The organism is Kitasatospora sp. NPDC101235, from assembly GCF_044767505.1.
GTDB lineage: Bacteria > Actinomycetota > Actinomycetes > Streptomycetales > Streptomycetaceae > Kitasatospora.
In genome coordinates, this window is record NZ_JBIWNZ010000003.1 from 218,138 (window position 1) to 231,185 (window position 13,048).

General features: G+C 72.6%; 8 protein-coding genes and 1 tRNA gene. 3 read left to right on the forward strand and 6 right to left on the reverse strand.

Annotation, left to right across the window (positions count from 1 at the left end):
- Positions 1–7: 7 nt before the first annotated feature.
- The 3 genes from ACIRRH_RS07130 (at position 8) to ACIRRH_RS07140 (ending at position 4,220) form a co-directional block, all read left to right on the forward strand.
- Positions 8–1,621 carry a transporter gene (locus tag ACIRRH_RS07130; protein WP_403062890.1) on the forward strand — a complete coding sequence of 538 codons (1,614 nt, stop codon included), beginning with the start codon at positions 8–10 and terminating at the stop codon, positions 1,619–1,621.
- Positions 1,622–1,776: 155 nt separating this feature from the next.
- Positions 1,777–3,048: a DUF2786 domain-containing protein gene (locus ACIRRH_RS07135; protein WP_403062893.1), complete on the forward strand. Its 1,272-nt coding sequence runs from the start codon at positions 1,777–1,779 to the stop codon at positions 3,046–3,048.
- A gap of 59 nt (positions 3,049–3,107) precedes the next feature.
- A complete protein-coding gene (locus tag ACIRRH_RS07140) occupies positions 3,108–4,220 on the forward strand; it encodes an ADP-ribosylglycohydrolase family protein (protein WP_403062896.1) in 1,113 nt (370 codons plus the stop codon).
- A gap of 18 nt (positions 4,221–4,238) precedes the next feature.
- On the opposite strand, the gene ACIRRH_RS07145 is transcribed toward ACIRRH_RS07140, so the two are convergent.
- The 6 genes from ACIRRH_RS07145 to ACIRRH_RS07170 all read right to left on the reverse strand — a co-directional run bounded on the left by ACIRRH_RS07145 (position 4,239) and on the right by ACIRRH_RS07170 (position 13,001).
- Entirely contained in the window at positions 4,239–5,558 is a 1,320-nt protein-coding gene (locus tag ACIRRH_RS07145) for a serpin family protein (protein ID WP_403062899.1), read from the reverse strand.
- Between the two features lie 56 nt (positions 5,559–5,614).
- Positions 5,615–6,613, reverse strand: coding sequence for an ADP-ribosylglycohydrolase family protein (locus ACIRRH_RS07150; protein ID WP_403062902.1), 999 nt, complete (start codon positions 6,611–6,613; stop codon positions 5,615–5,617).
- A 20-nt stretch (positions 6,614–6,633) separates the two neighbouring features.
- Positions 6,634–7,848 carry a cytochrome P450 gene (locus ACIRRH_RS07155; protein WP_403062905.1) on the reverse strand — a complete coding sequence of 405 codons (1,215 nt, stop codon included), beginning with the start codon at positions 7,846–7,848 and terminating at the stop codon, positions 6,634–6,636.
- A 91-nt stretch (positions 7,849–7,939) separates the two neighbouring features.
- Positions 7,940–8,680 carry an SIR2 family NAD-dependent protein deacylase gene (locus ACIRRH_RS07160; protein ID WP_403062907.1) on the reverse strand — a complete coding sequence of 247 codons (741 nt, stop codon included), beginning with the start codon at positions 8,678–8,680 and terminating at the stop codon, positions 7,940–7,942.
- A 190-nt stretch (positions 8,681–8,870) separates the two neighbouring features.
- A tRNA-Met gene (locus ACIRRH_RS07165) sits at positions 8,871–8,944 on the reverse strand.
- A gap of 163 nt (positions 8,945–9,107) precedes the next feature.
- A complete protein-coding gene (locus ACIRRH_RS07170; protein ID WP_403062909.1) occupies positions 9,108–13,001 on the reverse strand; it encodes a DNA-directed RNA polymerase subunit beta' in 3,894 nt (1,297 codons plus the stop codon).
- Positions 13,002–13,048 lie beyond the last annotated feature (47 nt).

The window sequence follows — 13,048 nt, forward strand, 5'->3', positions numbered from 1 at the left end:
TGGGCGCATGAGTACGGCCTCGGTGCCCGACGGGCGGACGGTCGTCCGCGCCCTGGTGGCGCTCAAGCTGCGGCTGCTGCGCAACGGGCTGCGGCGCAGCCCCGGCCGGACCGCCGTCTACGTGATCGGCGCCATGGTGGGCCTGGCCTTCGCGGCCGGCATCGCCGTCGGCATGACCGCGCTGAACGGGCGGCACGAAGGCTCCGGGGACGCCGGGGTGATGCTGCTCGGCGTGCTGACCCTGGGCTGGGCCGCGCTGCCGCTGTTCCTCTTCTCCAGCGACGAGAGCGCCGACCCGACCCGGCTGACCATGCTGCCGCTGCGGCCCGGCCCGCTGCTGCGCGGCTCGCTGCTGGCCGCGCTGATCGGGCCGGGGCCGCTGATCAGCCTGGTGCTGGTGACCGGCGCAGTGCTGGCCGGCGCGGCCGGCGGCGCCTCGGCCGCGGTCGCCGTGCTCGGCGTGCCGCTCGCGGTGCTCTGTCTGGTCACGCTCTCCCGGGCGGTCGCGGCGGGCAACGCCCGGATGCTCTCCAGCCGGCGCGGCAAGGACTTCGCGATCTTCGGCGGGCTGGCCTTCGCACTGCTGGTGCAGGTCGCCAACGTCGGCTCGCAGAGCATCCTCGGCCGCCGGGGCGGGCCGATCGACCTCAGCCCGCTGAAGCCGATCGCCTCGGTGCTGCGCTGGATCCCCCCGATCAGCGCGGCGGACGCGCCGCGCACCGTCGGCGAGGGCCGGTACGGGGCGGCGCTGCTCCAGCTCGCCGCGGCCGCCGCACTGCTGGCGCTGCTGCTGCGCTGGTGGCAGCGGAGCCTGCAGGAGCTGATGGTCACCGCCGACTCCTCCACCCTGGAGGTGGCCCGCGGGGTGCAGAAGGCGCGCGGCTGGGGCTTCCTGCCCCAGGGCCGGACCGGCGCGGTGATGCAGCGCCACCTGCGGTACGCCTGGCGCGAGCCGCGGGCCAAGGCGGCGCTGTTCACCAGCATCGGGATGACGCTGGTGATCTGCGTGCTGTCGATGGTTCAGGGCTGGGCGAGCGTCTACCTGCTGGCGATGACCGGGGTGTTCCTCGGGCTGCAGATGCTCAACCTGTTCGGCATGGACGGCTCGGCGTTCTGGATGGTCGCCGCCACCCTGCGCACCCCGGCCGACGCCCGGTCCGAGCTGCGCGGCCGGGCGTACGCGGTGCTGTCGTACGCCGTCCCGGTGACGGTGGTGCTCGGACTGGTGCTGGCGGCCGTCACCGGCCGGTGGAGCGAGCTGCCGTCCGCGCTCGGCCTGGCGCTGACGATGCTCGGCTGCGGGATCGCGCTGGGCTCGATGTTCAGCGTGCTGGCGCCGTACACCATGCCGGCCGACAGCAACCCGATGCGCAACGCCGCCCCGGGGCAGGGCGGGCTGATCCTGCTCAACCAGTTCGGCTCGATGCTCGGCGTCGCGGTGCTGGCGCTGCCGGTCGGCGGCTACCTCGCCTGGGCGCTGATCTCGGACGGGCCGAGCTGGCCGGTGCTGCTGATCGGCCCGCTGTACGGCGCCCTGGTCGCGACGCTGGGCGTGCGGCTGGCGGCGGGCCGGCTGCTGGAGCGCACGCCGGAGATCCTGGCCAAGGCCATCGAGCGCTGAGCCGGGCTGCCGCCGAGCCGAACCGTTTCGCCGGGCAGCGGGGGAACCCGCCCGCCCGGTGAAACGGTTCGGCGGCCTGCTCGCCGGACGGTCCTCGCCGCGGCTCCGGCATCATGGGTAGGAGGCCGGACCGTCGAGGAGAGCAGGGACACACCGTGGGCAAGCGCGCGCAGCAGACCGGGACCGCCGGGCCGCTGCTGGAGCAGGCGGTGCGGTCGGTGCTGACGGCCCCGGATGACGCACTGGACCTCGCCCTGGACACCGGGGCCTCGCTGCTGGCCGCCTCGGCCGGGCAGTGGCCGGAGGTCAGCCGGGCGCTGCTCGGCCACGCGGACACCGCCGTCGGCCGCTGCTGGTCCGCCGGATGGCGGCCCGCCGACCTGGCCCGGGTGGTGCGGCGCGAGCTGAAACCCGTCCACCTGGCCCTCGCGGTGGACCTGATCGCCGCCGAGGGCCGCCGCCACCCCGCGGCCGCCCTGGACCGGCGCTGGCGGGAGCAGCTGCGCGAGCTGGAGACCGAGGTGTGGTGGCCCGGCGACGAGGAGTACCTCGGCGCCTTCGCCCACCGGCACCGGCTGGACCGCTTCGCGCTCGCCACCGCCGTCCTGGAGCTGCTGCGCACCTGGGGCCGGCTGCCGCCGATCGCCCCGGTGGGGCCCGCCCCCGGGCAGACCGTGCGGCCGCAGCGCTCGGCGCCGGTGACCGGCGAGCCGCGGATGCTCGCGCGGATCCGGGCGCTGCTGGCCAAGGCCGAGTCCACCGAGTACCCGGAGGAGGCCGAGGCGCTGACCGCCAAGGCCCAGCAGCTGATGGCCCAGCACAGCATCGACGAGGCGCTGCTGGCCGTGGCCGGCGCCGACCGCGACACCCCGGCGGCGCTGCGGATCGGGGTGGACAACCCGTACGAGGGCCCCAAGACGATGCTGCTGGACGCGGTCGCGGCGGCCAACCGGTGCCGGGTGGTGTGGGCGAAGGAGTTCGGCTTCTGCACCGTGGTCGGCTTCGACGGCGACCTGGACGGCGTCGAGCTGCTGTACACCTCGCTGCTGGTGCAGGCCACCCACGCGCTCAACAAGGCGGGCTCCCGCAAGGACTCGCGCAGCAAGGCCTTCCGACAGTCCTTCCTGGTCGCGTACGCGGCGCGGATCCGCGAGCGGCTGACCGCCGCGACCGATCGAGCCACCAGCGCCGCCGCGGCCGGGCGGCACCTGCGCGAGGACGGCACCGAGGAGCAGCTGCTGCCCGACGAGCGGCTGCTGCCCGCACTCGCCGCCCGCTCCGAGGCGGTGGACGAGGAGGTCGGCCGGCTGTTCCCGAAGCTGGTCTCGCAGCGGGTGCGGGTCAGCGACGGCGTCGGCTGGGCGGCCGGACGCGCCGCCGCCGACCGGGCCGCGCTGCACGGGCGCGCCGGGGCGATCCGCCGGTAGGGCGGGTCACGGAGCGACCTGATAGAACGTAGTCCGCCACGAACGAAGGGGGATTCGACGTGACGGAACCGGCGGCGGAGTCGGGGTACCGGGACCGGGTGCGCGGAGCGCTGCTCGGCGGAGCGATCGGCGATGCGCTGGGCTGGCCGGTGGAGTTCCAGCAGCTCCACCAGATCCAGGGCCGGTACGGACCGCAGGGCGTGACCGGGCTGCCGACCGGGCCCGGGCCGGTCGAGGTCACCGACGACACCCAGATGACGCTGTTCACCGCCGAGGGCCTGATCCGCGGCTTCGTCCGCGGCTGGACGGGCGGCGGCGGCTCGGTGCCGGAGGCCGTGCACGGCGCCTACCGGCGCTGGCTGCTGACCCAGTACCAGCCCTCGCCGGACGCCGAGCCGCAGCCCCGCCCCTACGACGGCTGGCTGCTGAGCCGGCCCTTCCTGTACGCACGGCGGGCGCCGGGCAACGCCTGCCTGAGCGGGGTGTCCGAGCACCCGGTGTTCGAGGCGCCGTCCGCGATCGGGCTGAACGGGCCGGTCAACCCGGGCTCCAAGGGCTGCGGCACGGTGATGCGCTCGGCGCCGTTCGGGCTGGCCCGGCTGGGTGTCGAGCAGTCCTTCGGGCTGGCGGTCCAGTGCGCCCAGCTCACCCACGGCCACCCGACCGGTTACCTCGCGGCGGGCGCCTTCGCGGCACTGGTCGAGCGGCTCGCGGGCGGCACCGAGCCGTGGGCGGCGGTCGGCGAGACGGTGGAGCAGATCCGCGAGCTGCCGAGTTCCAAGGAGACCGTCCAGGCGCTGGCCCGGGCGGTGCGGCTCGCCCAGGAGGCCGAGCCTGCGGCGGAGACGGTGGAGCGGGTCGGGCTCGGCTGGACCGCCGAGGAGTGCCTGGCCATCGCGGTGTACTCACTGCTGGCGGCCACCCTGGACCCCGACCCGGTGCGCACCGCGCTGCTGCTGTCGGTGAACCACTCCGGGGACAGCGACTCGACGGGCGCGGTCTGCGGCAACCTGGTCGGGGCCGCGTACGGCGCCGCCGCGCTGCCCGCCGAGTGGGCCGGAGCGGTCGAGGGCCGGACGGAGCTGCGGCAGGTCGCGGACGACCTGCTGGTGCTGTTCGGCAGCCGCGACCCGCTGCATCCGGGACTCGGCGGGCGCTACCCGGCCTGGTGAGCCGCCCGGGCCACGGTCCTACCGGGCCTGCGGATCGGTGACCTGGCCGAGGAACAGCGGCGCTCCGCCCCGGGCGTCCCGGATCAGGAACAGGAACGGCCGGTCGAGGTGCACCTGGACCGACCGGTCGGCGTTCGGTGCCGCCACCGCGTCCAGCCCGGCACCGCTGCCGGCCGCCGCGACCGTACCGTCCTCGCCGACCTCGATGGTGGCCTTCTGCACCACCGTGCCGACGACCAGCGGGTCCTTGACGATGCCGCCGAAGTCGGCCTGGTCGAAGGCCGCCTGCACGCCGAGCGCCCGCAGCGCGGGGGTGAGCTCCTTCGAGGTGCCGAAGTGGAAGCGCGGCAGTTGGAGGTCGACCTGCCGCTCGGCGAGGGCGCCGAGGATCCGGTCGAGCTGGGGCTGGTCCAGGCCCTTGGCGAAGGCGGCGAAGCCCCCCTGCGCGGGGACGATCAGGTCCATCACCAACCCGCCGTCCGCGTACGGCAGTTCGACGGCCTGCCAGGGCTCGCCGACGATCCCGCCGGAGCCGTCGGCGTACTTGAAGTCCCCGGTCTGCGCCATCGTGGGGACGGCCGGGGCGGAGCCGTCGAGCTTGTGGAACGGGCGGTCGGCGGTGTGCGAGGGCTTGAAGGCGGAGGCCCACGCGGCCTTGAGGTAGAGCGCGTCGGTGAGCACCAGCCGGGTGTTCGGGGTGATCGCGTCCCGGCCGAACAGGTCCTTGATCCGGCCGTCGGTGGCCTTCTCCACGGCCGCGTTGACGGTCCTGCGGGCCCCGTCCGGGTCCTTGGCGAAGTCGGCCTGGTGCACGCCGGTGTCGAAGGCGGCGGCGAGGGTGGCCAGGTAGTCCGGTGCGACGGCCAGGCCCTGCTGCGTCCAGACGTCGTCGCTGCGGCGCAGGGTGAGCTTGTCGGTGGCCGGGACCGGCCGGTTCAGCGCGCCGGTGGCGAACGCGTACTGCTGGGGGCTGAGCCCGGTGTGCAGGGCCTTGGCCAGTTCGTCGGCGGTGGTGCCGCGGGCGCCGGGCAGCAGCATGGCGAGCAGGGTGGCCAGGCCGGACGGGGAGACCACGAGGTTGCTCCCGGCGGCGTCCGGCTGGGTGGTCAGGGCGTGCAGGAGGTCCAGGCCGAAGGCGTCGGTGGCGGTCGCGGTGGCGGCCACCTGGGCCGGGTCGACGGGCGGCCGGCTCGCGGGCCCGGAGGCCCGGAGCTCCACGGGCGCGGCGGCTCCGGTGCTGCCGCAGCCGGCGAGCAGCGGTGTGGCGAGCGCGGCCGCGAGGAGCAGCGCCGCCGGGCGGCGGAGGGTGCGGCGGGTTGCGGTGCTGCGGTTCGTCATGGCCCTTCGACGCGCCGCCCCGAAGCCCGGTTCCGTCCGGCCCGGAGCGCCCCGGATCAGTCCCAGAGCGCCCCGAACTCCAGCAGTTCGTCCCGGTGCTCGATCCGCTCCACCCAGTCGGCCGGCCAGGCCGCCTCGCCGTGGTGGGCGCCCGCGAAGGCGCCGGTCAGGCAGGCCAGCGAGTCGGAGTCGCCGCTGGAGTACGCGGCCCGGCGGACGGCCGCCACCGGGTCGCCCGGCAGCAGCAGGAAGCAGAGCAGACCGGTGCCGAAGGCCTCCTCGGCGACCCAGCCCTCGCCGGTGGCCAGGCACGGGTCGGCCTCGACGTCGGGGGCGGCGAGCGCGGCGTCCAGCTGGTCGAGCACCTTGAGGCAGTCGTCCCAGCCGCGGGCGATGACGGCCTGCGGGGAGCTGCCGTACCAGCGGTCGGCGAGGTCGCCGAGCCAGAACTCGTCGTACCGCTCGCGGCTCGCCGTCGCGTACGCCCGCAGCACCGCGGGCAGACCGGCCGGCGGCAGGCCCTCGGCGAGCTTGCGGACGGCGTACGCGGTGAGGTCGCCGGCGGCGAGCGCGGTGGGGTGGCCGTGGGTGAGCGCGGACTGGAGCTGGGCGGCGCCGGAGTGCTGCCGGGCGTCCAGGTCGCGGACCAGCCCGATCGGGGCGACCCGCATGTTGGCGCCGCAGCCCTTGGAGCCGACGTCGCTGGCCTGCTGCCAGCGGTACTGCGCGTGGCTGAGCCGCTCGCAGGCGCGCAGGCAGGTCATGCCGGGGGCGCGGTTGTTCTGCGGGGAGCGCCACCAGTCGACGAACTCCTCGCGGACCGGTCGCTCCAGCCGCAGGGGCGTCAGCGGCCCGCGCGCCAGGCCGGTGCGCAGGCCGCGGGCCAGGGCGAGGGTCATCTGGGTGTCGTCGGTGACCAGCGCCCGCTGCGGCAGCGGGAGCCGCCGCCAGTCCGGGTGGTCGGCGGCGATCTGCTCGACGCTCTTGAACTCGGTCACCCGGCCGATCGCGTCCCCGATCGCCAGCCCCAGCAGCGCCCCCGTCGCCTTGCCCACGGCCGCTCCCCCTCCACTCGCTACACCTCGACCAGCAGTTCCTTGAGCCCGCGGATCACGTAGCCCGGGTTCCACTCGGGCTCGCGGACCAGCCGCAGGCCCGGGGCCCGGCGCAGCAGCGTGCCGTAGGACTCGGTGAGCTCCAGTCTGGCAAGCGGGGCGCCGAGGCAGAAGTGGATTCCGGCGCCGAAGGTGATGTGCGGGTTGTCGGTGCGGCCGAGGTCGAGGCGGTCCGGGTCGGCGAAGCGCTCCGGGTCGCGGTTGGCGGAGCCGAAGAGCAGGGCGATCTCGGCGCCGCGCGGGATGGTGACGCCGCGGACCTCGATGTCCTCCAGCACCCAGCGCTCGAACATCTGCAGCGGGGTGTCCCAGCGCATCAGCTCCTCGATGGCGGTGGGCAGCAGCTCGTCCACCGAGCCGCGCAGCCGGGCGAGCTCCCCGGGGTTGCGGAACAGCGCCCACCAGCCGTTGCCGGTGGTGTTGACGGTCGCCTCGTGGCCGGCGTTGAGCAGCAGCACGCAGGTGGAGATCATCTCCTGCTCGCTGAGCGCGTCGGAGCCCTCCTGGGCCTGGATCAGCGCGCTGATCAGGTCCGTCCCCGGGTTCGCCCGGCGCTCGCGGATCAGGGTGCGCAGGTAGTCGGAGAACTCGATGCTCGCGGTGACGGCCCGGCGGGCGGCCTCCTCGGTCGGGTTGAGCTCGAACATCCCGGTGATGTCGGCGGACCACGGCCGCAGCAGGTACCGGTCGCCCTCCGGCACGCCGAGCATCTCGGCGATCACGGCGACCGGCAGCGGCTCGGCGACGGTGGCGATCAGGTCGCCGCCGCCGGCCGCGAGCAGTTCGTCGACCAGCTCGCCGGCCAGCCGCTGCACGGTGGGGCGCAGGCCCTCGACCATGCGCGGAGTGAAGGCCTTGGAGACCAGCCGGCGCAGCCGGGTGTGGTCCGGCCCTTCCAGGTCCAGCAGCCCGTGGTCGTTCAGGGTGTGGAAGGGCTCGTGCGCCGGATCGGGCTCGGGGCGGCCGAACTCCGCGTGGCTGAAGCGGTGGGTGTAGGTGCGGCCCAGCCGCCGGTCGCGCAGCAGGGCGCTGACGTCCTCGTGGCGCGAGACCAGCCACTGGTTCGTCGGCTCGAAGTACGTCACCGGCGCCTGCTCGCGCAGTTCGGCGTACGCGTCGTACGGGTGGGCCACGAACGCCGCCGACCAGGGGTCGAACTTCGCCGTCGTCGTCATCGGTCGATCACTCCAGGCCATGAGGGGGGAAGCCGGAAAGATCATCGTACGCACGCGGTACGTCCGGGAATATGACCCTTCCGGCTCCTGCTCAGGCCCGCTCCAGGACAAGTCGGCGCACCAGCCCGGGCAGCGCCTGGGAGATCGGCTCCCGGATCACCTCGGCCGCCGCCTCGTCGTACGGCGTCGGCTCGGCGTTCACGATGATCAGCTTCGCCCCGGTCCTCACCGCGTTGTACGGCAGCGCCGCCACCGGGAACACCTGCAGACTGGTCCCGATCGCGATGAACACGTCGCAGGCCCGGGCGACCGAGTCGGCCTGCCCGAGCACCTCCGGGTCCAGGTTCTCGCCGAACATCACGATGCGCGGCTTGAGGATCCCCCCGCACTCCCGGCACGCCGGGTCCGGCTCGCCCGCCCCGACCCGGTCCAGAGCCTCCGCCATCGAACCGACCACCCGGCAGCGCAGGCACTGCGTCTCCCGTGCGTTGCCGTGCAGTTCGAGCACCTTGCGGGCGGTCAGCCCGGACTTCTGGTGCAGCCCGTCGATGTTCTGGGTGAGCACCCTCAGCGGCAGCCCGGAACGCTCCAGGTCGACCAGCGCCCGGTGCCCGGCGTTCGGCTCGGCGGCCAGTGCGCCCGTCTCCAGACGCATCCGCCAGGCCCGCCGGCGCACCTCCGGGTCGTCCCGGTACGGCCCGATGGTGACCAGCTCCTGGGCCGACGGGTCCTTCTGCCACAGCCCCTGCGGGCCGCGGTAGTCGGGGATTCCGGAGTCCGTCGAGATGCCCGCGCCGGTCAGGACGGCGATCAGGGGGCGCTTCGCGTTCATACCCCGGACGGTACGGGCGGCGCCCCGCCCACGGCCACCGAAAATCCGGGTGCGCCGGGCCGGGGCACACTTCGGGCCAGGACGCGTACTTCAGGCCAGGACGGCGCGCGGGGCGAGCGCGAGCAGGCGGCAAGCGGGACGGAACGCCGAAGGGCCCGGAGGCTTGATGCCTCCAGGCCCTTCGAACGAGTAGCGGGGACAGGATTTGAACCTGCGACCTCTGGGTTATGAGCCCAGCGAGCTACCGAGCTGCTCCACCCCGCGTCGGTGAACACGACTCTACGCGACTCCGGCCGAATGTCCTAACCGGGTTTCCTTCCGGCCCCCTGCGGCGCTCGGCCGAGGGGCCGGGAACGCCGCAGGGCGGCCACCCCGTGCGGGGTGACCGCCCATGCGGTCCGGGCCCGTCGTCGGGCCGGGAGGTGACTCAGCCGGTGTACGGGCCGTAGTCGTAGTCGTCCAGCGGGACCGCCTGGCCGGAGCCGGCGCCGAAGGGCGACAGGTCGTAGTCGTCGTAGCCGACGGCCGAGTACATCGCGGCCTTGGCCTCCTCGGTCGGCTCGACCCGGATGTTGCGGTAGCGGGGCAGACCCGTACCGGCCGGGATGAGCTTACCGAGGATGACGTTCTCCTTGAGGCCCAGCAGCGGGTCCGACTTGGCGTGGATCGCCGCGTCGGTGAGGACCCGGGTCGTCTCCTGGAAGGAGGCGGCCGACAGCCAGGACTCGGTGGCCAGCGAGGCCTTGGTGATACCCATCAGCTGCGGACGGCCGGAGGCGGGGTGACCGCCCTCGGCGACGACGCGGCGGTTCTCCTGCTCGAAGCGACCGCGCTCGACCAGCTCACCGGGCAGCAGCTCGGCGTCGCCCGACTCGATGATCGTCACGCGGCGGAGCATCTGCCGGATGATGATCTCGATGTGCTTGTCGTGGATCGACACACCCTGCGAGTTGTAGACCTTCTGGACCTCGGCGACCAGGTGGACCTGGACGGCACGCTGGCCCATGATGCGCAGGACGTCGTGCGGGTTGGTGGCACCCATGGTCAGCTTCTGGCCGACCTCGACCGCCTCGCCCTCGCTGACCAGCAGCTTCACGCGCTTCGAGACCGGGTAGGCGATCTCGTCGCTGCCGTCGTCCGGCGTGACGACCAGCTTGCGGGTCTTCTCGGTGTCCTCGATCCGGACCCGGCCGGCGGCCTCCGAGATCGGGGCCACACCCTTGGGGGTACGGGCCTCGAAGAGCTCGACGACACGCGGCAGACCCTGGGTGATGTCGTCACCGGCCACACCACCGGTGTGGAAGGTACGCATGGTCAGCTGGGTACCGGGCTCACCGATGGACTGGGCGGCGATGATGCCGACCGCCTCACCGATGTCGACCAGCTTGCCGGTGGCCAGCGAGCGCCCGTAGCACATGGCGCAGGTGCCGACGGCCGACTCACAGGTCAGGATCGAGCGGGTCTTGACCTCGCCGATGCCGTGGCGGATCAGCTCGTCGATCAGGACGTCACCGAGGTCGGTGTTGGCGGTGGCCAGCAGCTTGCCGTCGACGGTGATGTCCTCGGCGAGCATGCGGGCGTACACGCTGGTCTCGACGTCGTCGGCCTTGCGCAGCACGCCGTCCGCGCCCACGGAACCGATCGCCAGCTTCAGGCCGCGCTCGGTGCCGCAGTCCTCCTCGCGAATGATGACGTCCTGGGAGACGTCGACCAGACGACGGGTGAGGTAACCGGAGTCGGCGGTACGGAGGGCGGTGTCGGCCAGACCCTTACGGGCACCGTGGGTGGAGATGAAGTACTCCAGCACGGTGAGACCCTCACGGAACGACGCCTTGATGGGTCGCGGGATGGTCTCGTTCTTGGCGTTCGACACCAGACCACGCATACCGGCGATCTGGCGCATCTGCATCATGTTTCCACGAGCACCCGAGTCGACCATCATGAAGATGGGGTTCGTCTTCGGGAAGTTCGCGGCCATGGCGTCCGCGACCTCGTTGGTCGCCTGGGTCCAGATGCCGACGAGCTCCTGCTTGCGCTCGTCGTTGGTGATCAGACCGCGCTCGTACTGCTTCTGGACCTTCTCCGCCTTCGCCTCGAAGCCCTCCAGGATCTGGGGCTTGCTCGGCGGGACGATGACGTCCGAGATCGAGACGGTGACACCCGAGCGGGTCGACCAGTGGAAGCCGGCCGCCTTCAGGTTGTCCAGGGTCGCCGCGACGACGACCTTGGGGTAGCGCTCCGCCAGGTCGTTGACGATCGCGGAGAGCTGCTTCTTGCCCACCTCGTAGTCGACGAACGGGTAGTCCTCGGGCAGCAGCTCGTTGAAGAGCGCGCGGCCCAGGGTGGTGGTCAGGCGGAAGGGCTCGCCGTCGTACCAGGTCGACTGGCCGTCCTCGTCCACCGGGGCGGTCCAGCCGCGCGGCGGGACGGTGCCGGCCGGCAGGCGCAGCTCGATCGGGGCCTGGACGTCCAGGTCGCGGGCGTCGAAGGCCATGATCGCCTCGGCGGTCGACGAGAAGGTGCGGCCGGCGCCCTTCACGTTCTCGCGGTCCGAGGTCAGGAAGAACAGACCGAGCACCATGTCCTGGGTCGGCATGGTGACGGGGCGACCGTCGGCCGGCTTCAGGATGTTGTTCGAGGACAGCATCAGGATGCGGGCCTCGGCCTGCGCTTCCGCGGAGAGCGGCAGGTGGACGGCCATCTGGTCACCGTCGAAGTCCGCGTTGAACGCGGTGCAGACGAGCGGGTGGATCTGGATGGCCTTGCCCTCGACCAGCTGCGGCTCGAAGGCCTGGATGCCGAGGCGGTGCAGGGTGGGCGCACGGTTCAGCAGGACCGGGTGCTCGGCGATGACCTCTTCGAGCACGTCCCACACGACCGGGCGGGCACGCTCGACCATGCGCTTGGCCGACTTGATGTTCTGCGCGTGGTTCAGGTCGACCAGGCGCTTCATCACGAACGGCTTGAAGAGCTCCAGCGCCATGGCCTTCGGCAGACCGCACTGGTGCAGCTTGAGCTGCGGGCCGACGACGATGACCGAACGGGCCGAGTAGTCGACTCGCTTGCCGAGCAGGTTCTGGCGGAAACGACCCTGCTTGCCCTTCAGCATGTCGCTGAGGGACTTCAGCGGGCGGTTGCCCGGACCGGTGACCGGACGGCCGCGGCGGCCGTTGTCGAACAGCGCGTCGACGGCCTCCTGGAGCATGCGCTTCTCGTTGTTCACGATGATCTCGGGGGCACCGAGGTCGAGCAGGCGCTTCAGGCGGTTGTTGCGGTTGATGACGCGGCGGTACAGGTCGTTCAGGTCGGAGGTCGCGAAGCGGCCACCGTCCAGCTGCACCATCGGACGCAGGTCCGGCGGGATGACCGGGACGCAGTCCAGCACCATGCCGTTGGGCTTGTTGGTGGTCTGCAGGAACGCGGAGACGACCTTGAGGCGCTTCAGCGCACGGGTCTTCTTCTGGCCCTTGCCGGTGCGGATGATCTCGCGCAGGCGCTCGGACTCCTCCGCCAGGTCGAAGGTCTCCAGGCGGTCCTTGAGGGCCGCCGCGCCCATCGAGCCGGAGAAGTAGGTGCCGAAGCGGTCGCGCAGCTCGCGGTAGAGCAGCTCGTCGCCCTCGAGGTCCTGGACCTTGAGGTTCTTGAAGCGGGCCCACACCTCGTCGAGGCGGTCGAGCTCGCGCTGCGCGCGGTCGCGCAGCTGCTTCATCTCGCGCTCGGCGCCCTCGCGCACCTTGCGGCGCACGTCGGCCTTGGCGCCCTCGGCCTCCAGCTCGGCCAGGTCGGTCTCGGCCTTCTTGGCGCGGGCTTCGAGGTCGGAGTCGCGACGGTTCTCGATCTGCTGGCGCTCGACCGAGACGTGCGCCTCCAGGGACGGCAGGTCGCGCTGGCGGCGCTCGTCGTCGACCCAGGTGATCATGTAGGCGGCGAAGTAGATGACCTTCTCGAGGTCCTTCGGCGCCAGGTCGAGCAGGTAGCCCAGGCGGGACGGCACGCCCTTGAAGTACCAGATGTGGGTGACCGGGGCGGCCAGCTCGATGTGGCCCATCCGCTCACGGCGCACCTTGGCGCGGGTCACCTCGACGCCGCAGCGCTCGCAGATGATGCCCTTGAAGCGGACGCGCTTGTACTTACCGCAGTAGCACTCCCAGTCCCGGGTGGGGCCGAAGATCTTCTCGCAGAAGAGGCCGTCCTTTTCGGGCTTCAGGGTGCGGTAGTTGATGGTCTCCGGCTTCTTGACCTCGCCGTGCGACCACTGGCGGATGTCGTCGGCGGTGGCCAGGCCGATGCGGAGCTCGTCGAAGAAGTTGACGTCAAGCACTGGTCGTCAAGCCCTCTTTCGTAAGTCGAGAGTCGTTCATGTGGTCT